This is a genomic window from Burkholderia cepacia GG4, assembly GCF_000292915.1.
GTDB classification, from domain to species: domain Bacteria; phylum Pseudomonadota; class Gammaproteobacteria; order Burkholderiales; family Burkholderiaceae; genus Burkholderia; species Burkholderia cepacia_D.
The window spans coordinates 1,298,269-1,317,629 of record NC_018513.1 but is presented as its reverse complement, the minus strand read 5'-3'; the positions used below and the strand labels follow the sequence as shown (position 1 = coordinate 1,317,629).

15 protein-coding genes, 2 tRNA genes and 3 rRNA genes are annotated in these 19,361 nt (G+C 60.9%); 6 read left to right on the top strand and 14 right to left on the bottom strand.

From position 1 onward, the window contains the following. Positions 1–50 precede the first annotated feature (50 nt). From GEM_RS06015 to hemP, 3 genes are all read left to right on the top strand, one after another. A complete protein-coding gene (locus GEM_RS06015; RefSeq protein ID WP_014896544.1) occupies positions 51–923 on the top strand; it encodes a pirin family protein in 873 nt (290 codons plus the stop codon). A gap of 99 nt (positions 924–1,022) precedes the next feature. Then, a complete protein-coding gene (locus GEM_RS06010; RefSeq protein WP_014896543.1) occupies positions 1,023–1,508 on the top strand; it encodes an SRPBCC family protein in 486 nt (161 codons plus the stop codon). A gap of 138 nt (positions 1,509–1,646) precedes the next feature. Further along, positions 1,647–1,892, top strand: a complete 246-nt coding sequence (gene hemP / locus GEM_RS06005; RefSeq protein WP_014896542.1) for a hemin uptake protein HemP — start codon at positions 1,647–1,649, stop codon at positions 1,890–1,892. Between the two features lie 292 nt (positions 1,893–2,184). On the opposite strand, the gene GEM_RS06000 is transcribed toward hemP, so the two are convergent. From GEM_RS06000 to uvrB, 5 genes are all read right to left on the bottom strand, one after another. Continuing rightward, positions 2,185–3,582: a 4Fe-4S binding protein gene (locus tag GEM_RS06000; protein ID WP_014896541.1), complete on the bottom strand. Its 1,398-nt coding sequence runs from the start codon at positions 3,580–3,582 to the stop codon at positions 2,185–2,187. After that, positions 3,579–4,421: an FTR1 family iron permease gene (locus GEM_RS05995; RefSeq protein WP_014896540.1), complete on the bottom strand. Its 843-nt coding sequence runs from the start codon at positions 4,419–4,421 to the stop codon at positions 3,579–3,581. Before GEM_RS05995 ends, GEM_RS06000 begins: the two co-directional genes overlap by 4 nt. Before the next feature lie 58 nt (positions 4,422–4,479). After that, complete coding sequence (locus GEM_RS05990; protein ID WP_006760846.1) at positions 4,480–4,812, bottom strand: cupredoxin domain-containing protein; 333 nt, start codon at positions 4,810–4,812, stop codon at positions 4,480–4,482. A gap of 55 nt (positions 4,813–4,867) precedes the next feature. Further along, positions 4,868–5,419, bottom strand: coding sequence for an iron transporter (locus GEM_RS05985; RefSeq protein ID WP_014896539.1), 552 nt, complete (start codon positions 5,417–5,419; stop codon positions 4,868–4,870). Between the two features lie 217 nt (positions 5,420–5,636). Continuing rightward, positions 5,637–7,727 (bottom strand): excinuclease ABC subunit UvrB, encoded by a 2,091-nt coding sequence (gene uvrB, locus GEM_RS05980; protein WP_014896538.1) that lies wholly within the window; start codon positions 7,725–7,727, stop codon positions 5,637–5,639. Between the two features lie 250 nt (positions 7,728–7,977). Between uvrB and GEM_RS05975 the strand changes: the two genes are divergently transcribed. After that, on the top strand, positions 7,978–9,177 hold the full coding sequence (locus GEM_RS05975; RefSeq protein ID WP_014896537.1) for an amino acid aminotransferase: 1,200 nt from the start codon (positions 7,978–7,980) through the stop codon (positions 9,175–9,177). Positions 9,178–9,324: 147 nt separating this feature from the next. On the opposite strand, the gene GEM_RS05970 is transcribed toward GEM_RS05975, so the two are convergent. Next, positions 9,325–10,113, bottom strand: coding sequence for a 3-hydroxybutyrate dehydrogenase (locus tag GEM_RS05970; RefSeq protein ID WP_014896536.1), 789 nt, complete (start codon positions 10,111–10,113; stop codon positions 9,325–9,327). A gap of 164 nt (positions 10,114–10,277) precedes the next feature. Between GEM_RS05970 and GEM_RS05965 the strand changes: the two genes are divergently transcribed. Both GEM_RS05965 and GEM_RS05960 read left to right on the top strand, forming a co-directional pair. Beyond that, positions 10,278–11,249, top strand: coding sequence for a potassium channel beta subunit family protein (locus tag GEM_RS05965; RefSeq protein ID WP_014896535.1), 972 nt, complete (start codon positions 10,278–10,280; stop codon positions 11,247–11,249). A 110-nt stretch (positions 11,250–11,359) separates the two neighbouring features. Further along, positions 11,360–12,205 carry a 23S rRNA (adenine(2030)-N(6))-methyltransferase RlmJ gene (locus GEM_RS05960; protein ID WP_014896534.1) on the top strand — a complete coding sequence of 282 codons (846 nt, stop codon included), beginning with the start codon at positions 11,360–11,362 and terminating at the stop codon, positions 12,203–12,205. A gap of 15 nt (positions 12,206–12,220) precedes the next feature. On the opposite strand, the gene GEM_RS05955 is transcribed toward GEM_RS05960, so the two are convergent. The 8 genes from GEM_RS05955 to GEM_RS05925 form a co-directional block, all read right to left on the bottom strand. Beyond that, on the bottom strand, positions 12,221–12,589 hold the full coding sequence (locus GEM_RS05955; protein WP_014896533.1) for a hypothetical protein: 369 nt from the start codon (positions 12,587–12,589) through the stop codon (positions 12,221–12,223). 113 nt (positions 12,590–12,702) lie between these two features. Then, positions 12,703–12,849, bottom strand: a complete 147-nt coding sequence (locus tag GEM_RS29575) for a DUF3563 family protein (protein ID WP_014896532.1) — start codon at positions 12,847–12,849, stop codon at positions 12,703–12,705. A 216-nt stretch (positions 12,850–13,065) separates the two neighbouring features. Then, entirely contained in the window at positions 13,066–13,470 is a 405-nt protein-coding gene (gene cueR / locus GEM_RS05950; RefSeq protein WP_014896531.1) for a Cu(I)-responsive transcriptional regulator, read from the bottom strand. A gap of 312 nt (positions 13,471–13,782) precedes the next feature. Further along, positions 13,783–13,895, bottom strand: a 5S ribosomal RNA gene (gene rrf, locus GEM_RS05945). 154 nt (positions 13,896–14,049) lie between these two features. Continuing rightward, positions 14,050–16,929 (bottom strand): 23S ribosomal RNA (locus GEM_RS05940). Positions 16,930–17,212: 283 nt separating this feature from the next. Next, positions 17,213–17,288, bottom strand: a tRNA-Ala gene (locus tag GEM_RS05935). Positions 17,289–17,330: 42 nt separating this feature from the next. Then, positions 17,331–17,407: transfer RNA gene (locus GEM_RS05930), tRNA-Ile, on the bottom strand. A 63-nt stretch (positions 17,408–17,470) separates the two neighbouring features. Then, positions 17,471–19,003 (bottom strand): 16S ribosomal RNA (locus GEM_RS05925). Together the 16S, 23S and 5S rRNA genes with 2 tRNA genes alongside form the textbook arrangement of a ribosomal RNA operon. Positions 19,004–19,361 lie beyond the last annotated feature (358 nt).

Below are 19,361 nucleotides of genomic sequence, written 5' to 3'. Positions count from 1 at the left end.
GCGCTGTGTTTCAAAAATAACGCTATTCCGATGATTTCGAGGGCTTCTGCATGACGATCGCTCGCTCGCTTGACCGCACGTACCCCGCGCTTCGCACGACCGAAGGCGGCGGCTTCGTGGTTCACCGCCCGTTCCCGACCCGGCTGCTGATGGATTTCGATCCGTTCCTGCTGCTCGATGAAATGGGCCCCATCGACTATGCCCCTGGCGAAGCCGTGGGTGCGCCCGACCACCCGCATCGCGGCTTCGAGACCGTGACTTACGTGCTCGACGGGCGCTTTCGCCATCGCGACTCGGCCGGCCATGCCGGCACGCTCGGGCCCGGCGACGTGCAATGGATGACGGCGGGTGCCGGCGTCGTCCACAGCGAGATGCCGGATCCCGAATTCGCGCAGGCAGGCGGGCGCTCGCACGGCTTCCAGCTGTGGGTCAACCTGCCGCGCCGCGACAAGCTGATCGCACCGCGCTACCAGGAGATTTCGGCCGATCGGATTCCGAGCGCCACGTCGCCCGACGGTCGTGCGCAGGTCCGCGTGATCGCCGGCGAAGCGTTCGGTGTTCGCGCGGCGATCGAGACGCGCACGCCGATCCTCTACCAGCATTTCACGTTGCAACCGGGCGCAACGGTCACGCAGCCGGTCCCGGCAGGCTATCGCGTATTCGCATACCCGCTCGATGGAGCGGGCCGCTACGGGCCCGACAGACAGGTCGTCGACGCACGGCACATGATCGTTTACGGTGACGATGGCGATGCCGTGACGTTCGAAGCCGGCGATGCGCCGCTCGACCTGCTGCTGGTCGGCGGCGTGCCGCTCAACGAGCCGATCGTCCGCTATGGCCCGTTCGTGATGAATACCGAGGAAGAGATCCGGCAGGCCGTCGTCGACTACCAGACCGGCCGGATGGGACGCATCGAAGCGTGACGCCCGATCGGGGCCGCAGGTGCCGCGAAACGGCTCGTTTTGCGTCACAATGACTTCTTGAACCATGTGGCTGCCCGCCACCAGAAGGAACCCGTCCCCTTGAACTTCGAACATCTGATCCAGATCAACTCCGACGATCCGGCCGTGCCGCCCCTCACCCGCGACCAGCTCTGGGAAGGCCTCGTGCTGCGCGCCGAACAGCCGCAACTGTTCGTGCTCGGCCTCGACAGCTGCGTCGTCCACGAACGGACGGAAACGACGCTCGAACGTGAGCTGCACTACGGCCACGCGACCGTGCGCGACCACGTCACGTTCACGCCGAACCAGCAGGTCCGCTACGACATCCTCGCGGCCGACGGCGAGATCGGCGGCTCGCTGACGATGACGATCGAGGAACGCGACGACGACCACCAACTGTTCCTGCGTTTCGAATACCGCACGACGCTGACCGTCACGGACGACAGCGAAGATGCCCGGCAGACGCACGGGATCGTCAAGGAAGCGTACCGCACGTCGGATATCGACACGGTCCGCCTGATCCGCGAATACGCGCAGGGCCGCAAGGATCCCGACCCGCTGCACTGAACCCGGCGGCGGCCTGCGGGCCGCCGCTTTGATTCAAGCTATCAACTCTGTCATTTCGATCGATAAAGAGTTTTTGCGAATGGGAATGGTTATCATTTAGAATTCATTCCATCGTATCGACAGTCACCGATCAACCGAATGACCGACACCATGCGCCCGACCACGCTGACCTTGCGCCGCACGACCGGCACCGCAAGTGCCAACCGTCAGAAGACGGCGGCGGTCACGACGCCGGCGAAACCCGCCGGAAGCCGCGATGCCGGCACCCGGACCCTCAGCAGCGATGCGCTGCTGCAAGGCCACAGCCACATCAGCATCGCGCATAACGGAGAGACGTATCAGTTGCGTGCCACGCGGCTCGGCAAGCTGATCCTGACGAAGTAACGACCGAGTATTGTGGGGACCACCTCCCTGAGAGGTGTTGGGCAGTAGCCAGCGCAACGGCTTGCACGCGAGATCTAGACCCCTTCGTGCAAACACACTCAAGCAGCCGTTGCAGCAAGCCAAGCCACTTTTTTTGGTTCTCGCACAAGGAAGAAAAAAAGCGACACGTCGAAGGACGTGTCGCTTTTTGTTTGGGCGCCCGGATGCAAAGGAACAAAAAGATCCGGAGCCAGGCAGCACGACGACTTCGCCCCCTGCTCCGGAACGCGGCCTCAAGGCCCTCAATCCCGCATCAGAAACCCCAGAACATCAACCACCATGCGCTGTCGACGACGGCCAGGCCGGCGGCGAACCACGCGAATGCAGCCAGCCGGCGCGGCCACGCGGCATAACGCCCCGTCACCTTCCATGCGAGCCACGCGCTCCACGCGTTCGCGCCGACCAGGATCGCGATACGGACGCTGGTCGCCCAGTCGAGCGGCACGTGCTCGGCCCGCAGCAGCGACAGCGTCGTCGCCGACAGCCCGAGGAACACGCCGGCTCCCGCGATCGGGATCAGCGCCTGCGCGAGATGATGGAGACGCACGCGGTCGAAACGGCCGAGCATCAGCGTCGCACCGGCCAGCAGCACCAGCAGTGCCGTGCCGTACACGAGCCCCGTGCCGACGATGTAGCTGACGATCAGCCCGCCGTCGAGCCACGAGAACACGTCGTTGCGATCCGGATAGTGCGTGAGCAGGAACCACGGTGCATTGGTCTCGAGCGGCCACGTGATGTCGTGATCGATCAGCCAGCCCGCGAGCCATTGCTTGATCTGCACGAACCACGGGCTGGCGGTCCAGTGGAATGCGCCGATCGCGACGCCGAGCAGGCCGTACAGGATCAGCGCCGTGTCCCATGGGTTCGCCTGCTGCTCACCGAGGTTCACGACCTCGTCGGACGGCGAGCGCCACGACAGTGCGATCGCGTCGCGGTGCCCGCTGCAGCGGCCGCACATGTGGCATGCGGCGGCGCCCTTCATGTTGCGCAACGGCACGAGCGGCGCGCAATTGATCGGAATCACGCGATGCCCGTGCTCGCCGTTCTTGTACGAGCGGCGCCACGCATCCTCATCAACCTTGTAGCGCATCGGCGCGAGCCGCGCGAGCAGCCCGAACACCCCATTGACCGGGCACAGATACTTGCACCACACGCGCTTCTCGCGGCCGTACAGCACGCCGATCACGATCGCGCCGACGGTCGAGCCGCCCAGCACGAACAGCACCGCGAGCGGGTACTGGTACACGCTGACCATCTGCCCGTAGATCGTCGTGAGCCCGAACGCGACGAACGGCCAGCCGCCCCACCGCATCCAGCGCGGAATCGCGCCGCCGCGGCCGAACTTGCTCGCATATTCGGTCAGTGCGCCTTCCGGGCACAGCACGCCGCACCAGACGCGGCCGAGCATCACCATCGACAGCAGCACGAACGGCCACCAGATGCCCCAGAACACGAACTGCGCGATCAGCGTGAGGTTGCTCCACAGGTGCGCGGAATCGTCCGGCAGCGGCAACACCGCCGGCACGATGATCAGGAACGCGTAGACGCCGACGACGACCCACTGGATGCCGCGGATCACCGCGCCGTGGCGCTGCATCCACTGGCCGGCCTGCGCGAGCCAGCCCGGCTTGGCTGCGGCGACCACGCTCATGCCGCGCGGCCCGCAGGGACCGCCGGACGGCGGCTCGCGCGCTTCATCAGCAGCCAGACCACCGCCCAGTACACGGCGTACGCGACCAGGTTGGTCAGCGCCGGGTGCGCGCGATAGCCGGTCAGCGTCGCGACGAGCGAGCCGAACGTGCCGGAATCATCGAGGATCGCGGAGGTGTCCCACACTTGCGAGATGCCGAGCGGCAGGATTTCCTTGTCGATCAGCTTGTCGACGCCGGTCTGGAACAGGCCCGCGCCGAGGAACAGCAGCATCACCTCGGTGACGCGGAAGAAATGCCGCCACGAGAAGTACTTGCCGCCGAGCTGCAGCAGATAGAACGTGAGGAACGCGAGGCCGAGGCCGAGCACGACCGCGAGCATCTGGCTGCCGTCAACATGCCCCGACTGGCCGAAACCGAGGCCGTACAGGAAGATCACCGTCTCGCTGCCTTCGCGTGCGATCGCGAGCGCGACCAGCACGGCCACGCCCCACCAGTTCGAATCGCGCGTGCTCTGCTGCAGCGAATGCTCCATGTCGCGCTTCAGCGTGCGGCCGTGCCGGCGCATCCACAGCACCATCTGCACGATCAGCACGCACGCGATCAGCACCATCGCGGTCTGGAAATAGTCCTGCGCGTCGCCGGACAGCACTTCGGTAAAGCCGACGAGCGCGGCGCCGAGACCGACGGCCATCAGCAGGCCGACTGCCACGCCCGTCCACAGAAACGGCAGGCCGCGGCGCGCGTCGTCGTCGCCGTTCTTCAACCATGCATAGAGGATGCCGACGACGAGCAGCGCTTCGACGCTCTCCCGCCAGACGATGAACAAGATCTGACCCATTGAATCCTCCTGACGTGCGGGGCACGGCACGCATGCGTCCGCACGCAGATAAAACGCATTACTTCGCGACGATCACGCCCTGTGCCTGCTGGTGGAAATCGTCGAAAAACTTGTATTCGCCCGGCGACAGCGGGGCGACAACCACGAACGAGTCGGCGCCCGGTGCGAGCACCTTCTCCTTGCGCAACTGCACGCTCTCGAATTCGGCGGCACCCTTGCCGGTATTCCTGATCTCGATCTTGAAGCGCTGGCCGGCCGGCACTTCGATCCGGGCCGGATTCAGCTTGCCGTCCGTCATCTCGAGCTTGAACGTCGGCAGATCGGCGGCATGCGCCGCGCCGGCGAGCCACAGCGCGGCGGCTGCGGCGACGATTTTCTGGGGAAATTTCATTCTGGGTTCTCTACGCCGACGGCGCGCCGAAGCGCGCCGTCCGTGATGCCACCGATCAGTACCCGCCCTTCTTGCCGATGCCGGCGAACGGGAAGTCGTATTCGAGGGTGACGGGCTTGAACCACGCGCCCACGCCCGTTTCCTTGTCGACGTGACGGCCGAATGCCATGTGGCCCGACTGCATCGGCGGCTTGACGGTCATCGTCAGGTGGTACTTGCCCGGGCCGGCCAGCTTCACGTTGTCGCCATAGTGCGGGCCGTCGCTCGCGACCATGCCCATCAGGTCGCCTTCAGCCTTCCACTTCGTGTCGCCCTGCTTCGTCAGCTTGTACGTGACCTGCAGGTACGGCATCCAGTCGCCTTCCGCGAAACCTGTCGGGTTGTTCTTGACCGCGTGGATGTCGGCCTCGAGGTGGATGTCGGAATCCGACGCCTTGCGCATCATCCCTTCCGGATCCATCGTGATCGGCTGCAGGTAGACCGCGCCGATTTCCATGCCACCCTGGATCTGCTGCTTGCCGATCGGATATTCGGCAGCCGAGACCGACATCGCGGCAAACGCCGCCGCTACCGCAACCGACGTGCGGATGAACGAAGAACCCAACATGGACACTCCTTGTTATTTATCTGACTAATCGCGCGCCACCCGTCAGGAACGCGCTGAAAACACTAACGCAACGAATAACGCTAATGCGAACAATTCTCAATACTTGCGGAGTTTAGCACCGAACCGGCTCCGGAACAAACGAGACACCGTGTAAACCCCTGATCCGACAAGGCTTACAACGGTGTTACATGATGATTTCAGTGACGTTTGGAAAGATTTACCGGCCGCCGGTGATGTGGTCGCCCACATTCGCACCGAACACGCGCTCGCGCAGCAGTGCAAGCTGGTCGCGAGTGGCCGCGGCCTTCTCGAACTCGAGGTTCTTCGCGTAATCGGCCATCTGCTTTTCGAGGCGCTTGATTTCCTTCGCGATTTGCTTTTCCGACATGTCCTCGAACTTCGCGCGCTGTTGCGCTTCCTTCAGCTCCGCGCGCGCCTCATCGGCGTTGTAGACGCCATCGATGATGTCCTTGATGCGCTTCACGACACCGCGCGGCGTAATGCCCATCTTCTCGTTGTGCGCGATCTGCTTCGCGCGGCGCCGCTCGGTTTCGCCGATCGCGCGCTTCATCGACTCGGTCATGTTGTCGGCATACAGAATCGCCTTGCCGTTCACGTTCCGCGCGGCGCGACCGATCGTCTGGATCAGCGAGCGCTCGGCGCGCAGGAAGCCTTCCTTGTCCGCGTCCAGAATCGCGACCAGCGACACTTCGGGGATGTCGAGACCTTCCCGCAGCAGGTTGATCCCGACCAGCACGTCGAACGTGCCGAGCCGCAGGTCGCGGATGATTTCGACCCGCTCCACCGTGTCGATGTCGCTGTGCAGGTAGCGCACCTTGACGCCATGGTCGGCCAGGAACTCGGTGAGCTGCTCGGCCATCCGTTTCGTCAGCACGGTGATCAGCACGCGTTCGCCGGCGTTCACGCGCGCATTGATCTCGGACAGCACGTCGTCGACCTGCGAGCTTGCCGGACGCACTTCGATTTCCGGATCGACGAGCCCCGTCGGCCGCACCACCTGCTCGGCGACCTGCCCCGTCACGCGCTGCTCGTAGTCGGCCGGCGTCGCCGACACGAACACCACCTGGCGCATCTTGCGCTCGAACTCCGGGAACTTGAGCGGCCGGTTGTCGAGCGCCGACGGCAGCCGGAAGCCATAGTTGACGAGGTTTTCCTTGCGCGCGCGGTCGCCGTTGTACATCCCGTTCAACTGGCCGATCAGCACGTGCGATTCGTCGAGCAGCATCAGCGCGTCGGGCGGCAGGTAGTCGACGAGGGTCGGCGGCGGCTCGCCGGGGGCGGCGCCCGAGAAATGCCGCGAGTAGTTCTCGATGCCCTTGCAGAAGCCGAGCTCCTGGAGCATCTCGAGATCGAAGCGCGTGCGCTGTTCGAGGCGCTGCGCCTCGACGAGCTTGCCGTCGCTGTAGAAGAACTCGAGGCGCTCGCGCAACTCGTCCTTGATCGTCTCGACCGCGCGCATCACGGTGTCGCGCGGCGTCACGTAGTGCGACGACGGATACACGGTGAAGCGCGGGATCTTCTGCCGCACGCGCCCGGTCAGCGGGTCGAACAGCTGCAGCGTCTCGACCTCGTCGTCGAACAGCTCGATGCGCACGGCCAACTCAGCGTGCTCGGCAGGGAAGATGTCGATCGTGTCGCCGCGCACGCGGAACGTGCCGCGCTGGAAGTCCTGTTCGTTGCGCGAGTACTGCATCGCGATCAACCGCGCGATCACGTCGCGCTGGCCAAGCTTGTCGCCGGTGCGCAGCGTCAGGATCATCTGGTGGTATTCGGACGGGTTGCCGATACCGTAGATCGCCGACACGGTCGCGACGATCACCACGTCGCGGCGCTCCATCAGGCTCTTGGTCGCCGACAGCCGCATCTGCTCGATGTGCTCGTTGATCGAGGAGTCCTTCTCGATGAACAGGTCGCGCTGCGGCACGTACGCTTCAGGCTGGTAATAGTCGTAGTACGAGACGAAGTACTCGACCGCGTTGCGCGGGAAGAACTCGCGGAACTCCGCGTAGAGCTGCGCCGCCAGCGTCTTGTTGGGCGCGAACACGATCGCCGGGCGGCCGAGCCGCGCGATCGTGTTGGCCATCGTGAAGGTCTTGCCCGAACCGGTCACGCCGAGCAGCGTCTGGAAGGCGAGGCCGTCGCCGACGCCTTCGACGAGCGTGTCGATCGCGGTCGGCTGGTCGCCTGCGGGCGGATACGGTTGGTACAGCTGGAACGGTGACCCTTCGAAGGTCACGAATTTCGATTCGTCGAGCGCGTCGCCGACTTCGGCGTGATGTTCGGACATGGAGTGCGGCCGGAGCGAGGGCAAAAAAACTATTCTAGCGCTTCACGGCGTTGCGAACCGCTGACGGCTCCTGACGCGCGAGCGCCGCCCGAAATCGCGATTCGCCGCGCAATCACAGCCCCCGCCAGCGTGAATTCGCTACAATATCAGGCTGCTGTGCTTTCCGGCGCCGTGCCTGTTGGCGCGCGGTCCGCTGCGCCCGCCCCGCCGGCTGAAAGCCTGACCCTCTTTTCACTACTGCCGAATCATCATGTCGCTCTTCTCCGCTGTCCAGCTTGCTCCCCGCGACCCGATCCTGGGCCTGAACGAAGCCTTCAACGCCGATGCGCGTCCGACCAAGGTCAACCTCGGCGTCGGCGTGTACACGAACGAAGAAGGCAAGATTCCGCTGCTGCGCGCGGTTCGCGAAGCGGAGAAGGTGCGTGTCGACGCCGGCCTGCCGCGCGGCTACCTGCCGATCGACGGGATCGCCGCCTACGATGCGGCCGTGCAGAAGCTGCTGCTCGGCAACGATTCGCCGCTGATCGCCGCGGGCCGCGTGGTTACGGCGCAAGCGCTGGGCGGCACGGGCGCGCTGAAGATCGGCGCGGATTTCCTGCGCACCGTGAACCCGAACGCGAAGGTCGCGATCAGCGACCCGAGCTGGGAAAACCACCGCGCGCTGTTCGAAGCCGCCGGCTTCGAAGTCGTCGCCTACCCGTACTACGACGCCGCCACCAACGGCGTGAACTTCGAAGGCATGCTGTCGGCGCTGAACAGCTATGCGGCAGGCACGATCGTCGTGCTGCACGCGTGCTGCCACAACCCGACCGGCGTGGACCTGACCGAAGCGCAATGGCAGCAGGTCGTCGACGTCGTCAAGGCGCGCAACCTCGTGCCGTTCCTCGACATCGCCTACCAGGGCTTCGGCGAGAACATCGAGGCCGATGCCGCGGCCGTGCGTCTGTTTGCCGCGGCCGACCTGAATGCATTCGTGTCGTCGTCGTTCTCGAAGTCGTTCTCGCTGTACGGCGAGCGCGTCGGCGCGCTGTCGATCATCACGTCGAGCAAGGACGAAGCAACGCGCGTGCTGTCGCAACTGAAGCGCGTGATCCGTACGAACTACTCGAACCCGCCGACCCATGGCGGCGCCGTCGTCGCGGCCGTGCTCGCGTCGCCGGAACTGCACGCTTCGTGGGTGCAGGAACTCGGCGAAATGCGCGACCGTATCCGCGCGATGCGCAACGGCCTCGTCGAGCGCCTGAAGGCTAGCGGCGTCGATCGCGACTTCAGCTTCATCAACGCGCAGCGCGGGATGTTCTCGTATTCGGGCCTGACCTCGGCGCAAGTCGATCGCCTGCGCGAAGAGTTCGGCATCTATGCAGTCGGCACGGGCCGGATCTGCGTTGCAGCACTGAACACGCGCAACCTCGACGTGGTCGCCAATGCAGTCGCGGCGGTCCTGAAGTAAGTCGGCGTCAGCGGGCGGCAGCCGTCACCGGCCCGCCCTGCCGAAACAAAAACGCGCTCCCCGGAGCGCGTTTTTTTATGCCGTTCTGCTTGCAGGCGACGTCTCCGCACGGACAGCGCGCATCGCGGCCGCCCGTGCCGGAAGCCGTTACTGCATGAACCAGCCGTGGCTGACGACGAACGACTGGCCGGTGAGCGCGGCGCTCGGGAATGCCGACAGGAACAGCACCGTCTGCGCGACGTCCTGCACCGTCGTGAACACGCCGTCGACCGTATTGCCGAGCATCACCTTCTTCACCACTTCCTCTTCGCTGATGCCGAGTTCCTTCGCCTGCTCCGGAATCTGCTTGTCGACCAGCGGCGTGCGCACGAAGCCCGGACACACGACGTGCGAGCGCACGTTGTGCTTCGCGCCTTCCTTCGCCAACACGCGGGCCAGGCCGAGCAGCCCGTGCTTGGCCGTCACGTACGCCGACTTCAGCGGCGACGCTTCGTGCGAGTGCACCGAACCCATGTAGATCACGACGCCGCCGCGATCGTCCTTGTACATGTGCTTGAGCGCGGCCTTGGTCGTCAGGAACGCGCCGTCGACGTGGATCGCCTGCATCTTCTTCCAGTCGGAGAACGCGTAGTTCTCGATCGGGTTGACGATCTGGATGCCCGCGTTCGACACGAGGATGTCGACCGAGCCGAACGCCTCGGCCACCTTGTCGATGCCGCTGTTCACGGCTTCCTCGTTGGTCACGTCCATCGCGACGCCGATCGCCTTGCCGCCTGCCTTGTTGATCTCGTCGGCAACCGCATTCGCGCCGTCCTGGTTCAGGTCGGCGATCGCGACGGCCGCGCCCGCCTTGGCGAGCTCGAGTGCGATTTCCTTGCCGATGCCGCTTGCGGCGCCCGTGACGACTGCGGTCTTGCCGCTCAGATCTGCTGCCATGTCCGTCTCCTTTGTTTATCGGATCGAAAAAGCGCGCCCCGCTGCATCCGCTTTCGTCACGCGGATCGTGCAGGCGGGCCAGCCGCTATTGTGCACGATTGGCCCCGCCGTCCGCGCGCAAAACGTCTAAGCTTAAGGTCGGTTCCGAGTCGCGGGAGGTTTCCATGCAGTATCGACGACTAGGCCGCTCCGGCCTGCAGATCAGCGAGCTCTCGCTCGGCTCGTGGGTCACGTACGGCAATCAGGTCGACCAGCGGGTCGCACGCGAATGCCTCGCCGCGGCCCGCGACGCGGGCGTCAATTTCTTCGACAACGCCGAGGTCTATGCGGGCGGCAAATCCGAGGAAATCATGGGCCAGGCGCTCAAGTCGCTCGGCTGGCCGCGCGTCAGCTACCTCGTGTCCACGAAGTTCTTCTGGGGTCTTGCGGAAGCGCCGAACCAGTACCACACGCTGAACCGGAAATATCTGCTGAACGCGATCGACGGCTCGTTGCGCCGGCTTCAGCTCGACTATGTCGACCTCGTCTACTGCCACCGCCCCGATCCGAACACGCCGATCGAGGAAACCGTCTGGGCAATGAGCGACATGATCGTGCGCGGCAAGGCGCTGTACTGGGGCACGTCCGAATGGAGTGCCGACGAGATCCGCGCCGCATGCGAAACCGCCGAGCGGCATCATCTGCACAAGCCGGTCGTCGAGCAGCCGCAGTACAACCTGTTCCACCGTACCCGGGTCGAACAGGAATATGCGCGGCTCTACGACGACTACGGGCTGGGCCTGACGACCTGGAGCCCGCTGGCGTCGGGCCTGCTCACCGGTAAGTACCGCAACGGCGTACCGCCGGGCAGCCGTGCGCAACTGCAGGGCTACGACTGGCTCCGCGACCGGCTGACGGATCCAGCCAGCAACGATGTCGTCGAGCAGCTCGGCGAGATCGCGGCCGAACTCGGCTGCAGCACGGGACAGCTCGCGATCGCGTGGGTGCTCGCGAATCCGCACGTGAGTTCGGTCATTACCGGTGCGTCGCGGATCGAGCAGATCGGCGACAACATGCGCGCACTCGACGTCGCCGCCAGGCTGACACCGGAAGTCAAGCAACGCATCGAGGAGGCCGTCGGCAACGCATACGAGTAAGGCGACCCGCGGACACTCGCGTACAATACGCGGCCGCATCCGCGCCGGCCCGACAGCCGCGCTTGATCGTCCGTTTTCATCGATTCATCTTTCGTTCCAGGCAGCCAGCCATGCTCAGTTATCGTCACGGTTTTCACGCAGGCAACCACGCGGACGTGCTCAAGCACGCCGTCGTCGTCCAGCTGCTGCGCTACCTGAACAAGAAGGACAAGTCGTACTGGTACATCGATACGCACGCCGGCGCCGGCGTATATTCGCTGCGCGACGGCTATGCCGCCAAGACGTCGGAATTCGACACCGGCATCGGCCCGCTGTGGAACGACAAGAACCTGCCCGAGGCCCTGGGCGATTACATCGACGAAGTCCGCGCACTGAACGACGACGGCGAGCTGCACTACTATCCGGGCTCCCCGTATCTCGCGTGGCGATCGATGCGTGAACAGGACCGCATGCGCCTGTTCGAAATGCACACGACCGAAATCGACGTGCTTCGTCACAACTTCCGCGATGCGGGGCGACGCGCGATGATCTTCGCCGGTGACGGTTTCGAAGGCGTCAAGGCGCTGCTGCCGCCGCCGCCGCGGCGCGCGCTGGTGCTGATCGATCCGTCCTACGAGGACAAGAAGGACTACGCGCGAACCGTGACCTGTGTCACGGAATGTCTGAAGCGTTTCGCGACCGGTTGCTACGCGATCTGGTATCCGCAGGTCGCGCGTGTGGAGTCACAGCGTTTTCCGGAGCAGCTCAAGCGGCTGCAGCCGAACAACTGGCTGCACCTGACGTTGACGGTATCGAATCCGCCTGCAGACGGCCTGGGCCTGTACGGCAGCGGAATGTTCATCCTGAATCCGCCGTACACGCTCGCGCAGAGCATGAATGAAGCGCTGCCCTATCTCGTGGAACGGTTGGGACAGGACAGCGGCGCCCGTTGCCAGATCGAGCAGCGCGGAAACTGAACGGGCGCGCAGCCGTTACGGCTGCGGTCGCGGCGTGGGTTTCGGCTGGTTGGACGGCTGCAGGCCCCAGCCCGGGACATTGATATACGGCGCGACAAACAGCGGGACCGACGAATTCGGCGCCTGCCCGGCCGGCGTTCGCAAGCCTGCCGGTTCGACGATCGGCTCGGACGACAACGGAGCCGTTTGCAGCACCAGGCCACCCTTGCCATCCTGGATTCCACGTTGGGTATCGAGAATCAATGGCTTGGATGAGGTCGCGGCGCCGGCCGCAACGGCGTGGACGAGCACTGCCGCGCCCAGGACGAGACGCGCGCGGGAAACGTGACGCACATCGAGATGCAAGCGCATTGTCGGGTTCTTCCGGTTGAAAAGCAGGTCCATACCATAGCGCCGCACCGACGATTTCGCCAGATCCGACGCACAAAAAACAAAGCCCCGTCAATACGGGGCTTGCTTTTCGCTCGGTGCCACACGGCACCTGACGGGGACTGCGATTACAGCGAGTAGCCGTTCGATTCGAGCGAACGGATGCGGTGCTCGAGCTGGACGACGTCCGACGACGTGGCGAGGTATGCCTCACGGCGCTCACGCTCTGCGGATTCGAACCAGTTGCTCAGCTTTTCGACGATGTAGGCGATCATGATGTTCTCCAAGGAAGGGGGGACCCCTGGCGAATCGAGATTCAGGGATTTCCCGTATAGGGTTATCCCGAATTATAGCGATGCCGCACCAAGATGCTAGTGAAATGCTTGCATGGGAACCATTCCAATTCGGAATGGATTGTGAAGCATTATCGCCAACCCATTGATTTTTATAGAAATTGAATCGAGGCCCATTTCCGGCCTCGAGGGCGCGCACTAATCTGGTTCACTGACCGGGTCAGCGAGACGCGCCAAAATCGGGCATTCTGGCCGCCCGTCACCATGGCAGTGCGCAGCCAGATCGGCCAGCGTGTCGCGCATGTCGCTCAGCTCAGCGATGCGTTTGTCGAGTTCGGCCACGTGTTCGAGGGCGATCGACTTCACTTCGGCACTGGCTCGGGCTCGGTCTTGCCAGAGCATCAGCAGCTTGCGGATATCCTCGACGAGAAATCCGAGCCGCCGCGCCTGGCGGATGAAGCGCAGGATATGGATTTCGTCCGATCCGTAGATCCGGTACCCGGCGTCGCTGCGCTTGCTCGGCGCGAGAAGGCCGACCTGTTCGTAGTACCGGATCATTTTCGCGCTGACTCCGGATTCGCGCGACGCGTCGCCGATATTCATTCCCGCCCTCTCTCGATCAAGCTATGGTTCAAACTCGAACGTCGACACCGATGCCGCCGCCGATGCTTCGATCGTATCAAATCGCGTCGTTTCGTTCCGGGCCGGGCGCTGGCGACAAGATCGACGGTAGTCCGGATGTATGGGGAACTGTGTGCATTCGGGTACAGGTCGCGGCCAGCTCACCGCCCGCCGATGCCAGCGACCAGTTCACCGCATCAGCACCTCAGCACCTCAGCACCTCAGCACCCCACCATTTCCGGCGCACCAATGCAAAAACCCCCGCCTTTCGGGCGGGGGTTTCTGGCTTAGGGAGCCTGACGATTACCTACTTTCACACGGGAATCCGCACTATCATCGGCGTAGAGTCGTTTCACGGTCCTGTTCGGGATGGGAAGGGGTGGGACCGACTCGCTATGGTCATCAGGCAAAGAGGGTTGTCGCGTTGCTTCGCAACGCGACCAATCTGGGAAGAAGCAGTAATTTTGGTTGTGTGTATCACACACGAGAATCCAACTTGTCGCTTCGGATCCTGCAGCCAGTGCTGTCGCACGGCGCCGATCTACAAGGCAGACTTGTTATAGGATCAAGCCTTACGGGCAATTAGTATCAGTTAGCTGAACGCATTACTGCGCTTACACACCTGACCTATCAACGTCCTGGTCTCGAACGACCCTTCAAGGGGATCTAGTCCCCAGGGATATCTCATCTTAAGGCGAGTTTCCCGCTTAGATGCTTTCAGCGGTTATCTCTTCCGAACATAGCTACCCGGCGATGCCACTGGCGTGACAACCGGTACACCAGAGGTTCGTCCACTCCGGTCCTCTCGTACTAGGAGCAGCCCCCTTCAAATATCCAACGCCCACGGCAGATAGGGACCAAACTGTCTCACGACGTTTTAAACCCAGCTCACGTACCTCTTTAAATGGCGAACAGCCATACCCTTGGGACCGGCTACAGCCCCAGGATGAGATGAGCCGACATCGAGGTGCCAAACACCGCCGTCGATATGAACTCTTGGGCGGTATCAGCCTGTTATCCCCAGAGTACCTTTTATCCGTTGAGCGATGGCCCTTCCATACAGAACCACCGGATCACTATGACCTGCTTTCGCACCTGCTCGACTTGTCGGTCTCGCAGTTAAGCACGCTTATGCCATTGCACTATCAGCACGATTTCCGACCGTACCTAGCGTACCTTCGTACTCCTCCGTTACGCTTTGGGAGGAGACCGCCCCAGTCAAACTGCCTACCATGCACTGTCCCCGACCCGGATCACGGGCCAAGGTTAGAACCTCAAACAAACCAGGGTGGTATTTCAAGGACGGCTCCACCGAAACTAGCGTTCCGGTTTCATAGCCTCCCACCTATCCTACACAGATCGGTTCAAAGTCCAATGCAAAGCTACAGTAAAGGTTCATGGGGTCTTTCCGTCTAGCCGCGGGTAGATTGCATCATCACAAACACTTCAACTTCGCTGAGTCTCGGGAGGAGACAGTGTGGCCATCGTTACGCCATTCGTGCAGGTCGGAACTTACCCGACAAGGAATTTCGCTACCTTAGGACCGTTATAGTTACGGCCGCCGTTTACCGGGACTTCAATCAAGAGCTTGCACCCCATCATTTAATCTTCCGGCACCGGGCAGGCGTCACACCCTATACGTCCACTTTCGTGTTTGCAGAGTGCTGTGTTTTTATTAAACAGTCGCAGCCACCAGTTTATTGCAACCCCTTCACCCTTTGCCCGCAGGGGCATCAAGCTACAAGGGCGTACCTTATCCCGAAGTTACGGTACCAATTTGCCGAGTTCCTTCTCCCGAGTTCTCTCAAGCGCCTTAGAATACTCATCTCGCCCACCTGTGTCGGTTTGCGGTACGGTCATCGTTAGACTGAAGCTTAGAGGCTTTTCTTGGAACCACTTCCAATTGCTTCGCTCCCTAAGGAGCTCGCGCCACACCCTTGAATTACGCACCCGGATTTGCCTAAGTGCCTTCTCCAATGCAGCGACCGGGACTTCCAACACCCGGACAACCTTCCGCGATCCGTCCCCCCATCGCATCTAACAATGGTGCAGGAATATTGACCTGCTTCCCATCAGCTACGCATTTCTGCCTCGCCTTAGGGGCCGACTCACCCTACGCCGATGAACGTTGCGTAGGAAACCTTGGGCTTACGGCGAGGGGGCCTTTCACCCCCTTTATCGCTACTCATGTCAGCATTCGCACTTCCGATACCTCCAGCACGCTTTTCAACGCACCTTCGCAGGCTTACGGAACGCTCTCCTACCATGCGTGCAAAGCACGCATCCGCAGCTTCGGTATATAGCTTAGCCCCGTTACATCTTCCGCGCAGGACGACTCGATCAGTGAGCTATTACGCTTTCTTTAAAGGGTGGCTGCTTCTAAGCCACCTCCTGACTGTTTTAGCCTTCCCACTTCGTTTCCCACTTAGCTATATTTGGGGACCTTAGCTGGCGGTCTGGGTTGTTTCCCTCTTGACACCGGACGTTAGCACCCGATGTCTGTCTCCCGTGATTGCACTCTTCGGTATTCGGAGTTTGCTATGGCGGGGTAATCTGCAATAGACCCCCCAACCATGACAGTGCTCTACCCCGAAGGTGAGACACGAGGCACTACCTAAATAGTTTTCGGAGAGAACCAGCTATTTCCAAGTTTGTTTAGCCTTTCACCCCTATCCACAGCTCATCCCCTAACTTTTCAACGTTAGTGGGTTCGGACCTCCAGTACGTGTTACCGCACCTTCATCCTGGCCATGGATAGATCACTTGGTTTCGGGTCTACGCCCAGCAACTGAACGCCCTATTCGGACTCGCTTTCGCTACGCCTGCCCTATACGGTTAAGCTTGCTACTGAACGTAAGTCGCTGACCCATTATACAAAAGGTACGCCGTCACCCCTTACGAGGCTCCGACTGTTTGTATGCATGCGGTTTCAGGATCTATTTCACTCCCCTCCCGGGGTTCTTTTCGCCTTTCCCTCACGGTACTGGTTCACTATCGGTCGATCACGAGTATTTAGCCTTGGAGGATGGTCCCCCCATCTTCAGACAGGATTTCACGTGTCCCGCCCTACTTGTCGCACACCTAGTTCTTTCATACTGTTTTCGCCTACAGGGCTATCACCTGCTATGGCCGCACTTTCCAGAGCGTTCGGCTAACAATACAAATAAAGAGTGCAAGGCTCATCCCATTTCGCTCGCCACTACTTTGGGAATCTCGGTTGATTTCTTTTCCTGCGGTTACTTAGATGTTTCAGTTCACCGCGTTCGCTTCGCATAGCCTATGTATTCAGCTATGGATACTCCAAAAGGAGTGGGTTTCCCCATTCGGACATCTACGGATCAAAGCTTGTTTGCCAGCTCCCCGTAGCTTTTCGCAGGCTACCGCGTCCTTCATCGCCTGTGATCGCCAAGGCATCCACCACATGCACTTGTTCGCTTGACCCTATAACGAGTCTGTCTCATCGACAGTCGCTACAGGTTGAGTTCTCGCGTTGTGCCGTATTCCAATTGAGTCAAACATAGAGTTCGAATCATCTTGAGATACATCGATACAATCACAACCCGGATAGTTTTCACGTCCATCTCAAGACGCTTCCGCTATCCAAATTACTTACTTCTTCCAGATTGTTAAAGAACGACAGCCGATACATACTTCGTATCACTCTGACTGGCTCAATCGCCAATGACAAATGCTCGACCCAAGTCGAACGCTTGTCATTGAAGATTGGTGGAGGCAGACGGGATCGAACCGACGACCCCCTGCTTGCAAAGCAGGTGCTCTCCCAGCTGAGCTATGCCCCCATGTACAGGTATTCCTCAGGTGTGTACCGCCACACAAGACGGTGGTGGGTCTGGTTGGATTCGAACCAACGACCCCCGCCTTATCAAGACGGTGCTCTAACCGACTGAGCTACAGACCCCTGAGTCTGTCTTTAATTTACAGCCGATAAGCGTGAGCGCTCAATTTTTGCGAGAAGCTCTGGAAAGGAGGTGATCCAGCCGCACCTTCCGATACGGCTACCTTGTTACGACTTCACCCCAGTCATGAATCCTACCGTGGTGACCGTCCTCCTTGCGGTTAGACTAGCCACTTCTGGTAAAACCCACTCCCATGGTGTGACGGGCGGTGTGTACAAGACCCGGGAACGTATTCACCGCGGCATGCTGATCCGCGATTACTAGCGATTCCAGCTTCATGCACTCGAGTTGCAGAGTGCAATCCGGACTACGATCGGTTTTCTGGGATTAGCTCCCCCTCGCGGGTTGGCAACCCTCTGTTCCGACCATTGTATGACGTGTGAAGCCCTACCCATAAGGGCCATGAGGACTTGACGTCATCCCCACCTTCCTCCGGTTTGTCACCGGCAGTCTCCTTAGAGTGCTCTTGCGTAGCAACTAAGGACAAGGGTTGCGCTCGTTGCGGGACTTAACCCAACATCTCACGACACGAGCTGACGACAGCCATGCAGCACCTGTGCGCCGGTTCTCTTTCGAGCACTCCCACCTCTCAGCGGGATTCCGACCATGTCAAGGGTAGGTAAGGTTTTTCGCGTTGCATCGAATTAATCCACATCATCCACCGCTTGTGCGGGTCCCCGTCAATTCCTTTGAGTTTTAATCTTGCGACCGTACTCCCCAGGCGGTCAACTTCACGCGTTAGCTACGTTACTAAGGAAATGAATCCCCAACAACTAGTTGACATCGTTTAGGGCGTGGACTACCAGGGTATCTAATCCTGTTTGCTCCCCACGCTTTCGTGCATGAGCGTCAGTATTGGCCCAGGGGGCTGCCTTCGCCATCGGTATTCCTCCACATCTCTACGCATTTCACTGCTACACGTGGAATTCTACCCCCCTCTGCCATACTCTAGCCTGCCAGTCACCAATGCAGTTCCCAGGTTGAGCCCGGGGATTTCACATCGGTCTTAGCAAACCGCCTGCGCACGCTTTACGCCCAGTAATTCCGATTAACGCTTGCACCCTACGTATTACCGCGGCTGCTGGCACGTAGTTAGCCGGTGCTTATTCTTCCGGTACCGTCATCCCCCGACTGTATTAGAGCCAAGGATTTCTTTCCGGACAAAAGTGCTTTACAACCCGAAGGCCTTCTTCACACACGCGGCATTGCTGGATCAGGCTTTCGCCCATTGTCCAAAATTCCCCACTGCTGCCTCCCGTAGGAGTCTGGGCCGTGTCTCAGTCCCAGTGTGGCTGGTCGTCCTCTCAGACCAGCTACTGATCGTCGCCTTGGTAGGCCTTTACCCCACCAACTAGCTAATCAGCCATCGGCCAACCCTATAGCGCGAGGCCCGAAGGTCCCCCGCTTTCATCCGTAGATCGTATGCGGTATTAATCCGGCTTTCGCCGGGCTATCCCCCACTACAGGACATGTTCCGATGTATTACTCACCCGTTCGCCACTCGCCACCAGGTGCAAGCACCCGTGCTGCCGTTCGACTTGCATGTGTAAGGCATGCCGCCAGCGTTCAATCTGAGCCAGGATCAAACTCTTCAGTTTAAACCTGTTACTGTTTTCGGTTCGGTTAAGAACCGGTCGCTCACTCAAAGCTGACAGGAATATGAATTGCTTCATAAACCTGACTTACTTTAGTGTGAGACTCTTGATACTTTCGCTATCTGATCCGAAGATCAGCTCGCTTCCATCAAGCGCCCACACTTATCGGCTGTTAATTTTTAAAGAGCATTTCTGCGAGGAACTTCGTGTTTCTCAGCAGCGCTGCGTTTTCAGCAGCAGAGAAGCGAGATTATGAACCGTCTTTTTCAACTCGTCAACAACTTTTTTAACTACTTCGTTGCGACGGTTGGGGTTCAACTTCGTGTGCGCCTAGGCCTCTACAACAACCCCGACAGCACCG

Bases quoted from the DNA above. Each gene is read 5' to 3' on its own strand.
- GEM_RS06015 (WP_014896544.1), top strand. From the start codon at position 51: ATGACGATCGCTCGCTCGCTTGACCGCACGTACCCCGCGCTTCGCACG.
- hemP (WP_014896542.1), top strand. From the start codon at position 1,647: ATGACCGACACCATGCGCCCGACCACGCTGACCTTGCGCCGCACGACC.
- GEM_RS06000 (WP_014896541.1), bottom strand. From the start codon at position 3,582: ATGAGCGTGGTCGCCGCAGCCAAGCCGGGCTGGCTCGCGCAGGCCGGC.
- GEM_RS05995 (WP_014896540.1), bottom strand. From the start codon at position 4,421: ATGGGTCAGATCTTGTTCATCGTCTGGCGGGAGAGCGTCGAAGCGCTG.
- GEM_RS05990 (WP_006760846.1), bottom strand. From the start codon at position 4,812: ATGAAATTTCCCCAGAAAATCGTCGCCGCAGCCGCCGCGCTGTGGCTC.
- GEM_RS05985 (WP_014896539.1), bottom strand. From the start codon at position 5,419: ATGTTGGGTTCTTCGTTCATCCGCACGTCGGTTGCGGTAGCGGCGGCG.
- uvrB (WP_014896538.1), bottom strand. From the start codon at position 7,727: ATGTCCGAACATCACGCCGAAGTCGGCGACGCGCTCGACGAATCGAAA.
- GEM_RS05975 (WP_014896537.1), top strand. From the start codon at position 7,978: ATGTCGCTCTTCTCCGCTGTCCAGCTTGCTCCCCGCGACCCGATCCTG.
- GEM_RS05970 (WP_014896536.1), bottom strand. From the start codon at position 10,113: ATGGCAGCAGATCTGAGCGGCAAGACCGCAGTCGTCACGGGCGCCGCA.
- GEM_RS05965 (WP_014896535.1), top strand. From the start codon at position 10,278: ATGCAGTATCGACGACTAGGCCGCTCCGGCCTGCAGATCAGCGAGCTC.
- GEM_RS05960 (WP_014896534.1), top strand. From the start codon at position 11,360: ATGCTCAGTTATCGTCACGGTTTTCACGCAGGCAACCACGCGGACGTG.
- GEM_RS05955 (WP_014896533.1), bottom strand. From the start codon at position 12,589: ATGGACCTGCTTTTCAACCGGAAGAACCCGACAATGCGCTTGCATCTC.
- GEM_RS29575 (WP_014896532.1), bottom strand. From the start codon at position 12,849: ATGATCGCCTACATCGTCGAAAAGCTGAGCAACTGGTTCGAATCCGCA.
- cueR (WP_014896531.1), bottom strand. From the start codon at position 13,470: ATGAATATCGGCGACGCGTCGCGCGAATCCGGAGTCAGCGCGAAAATG.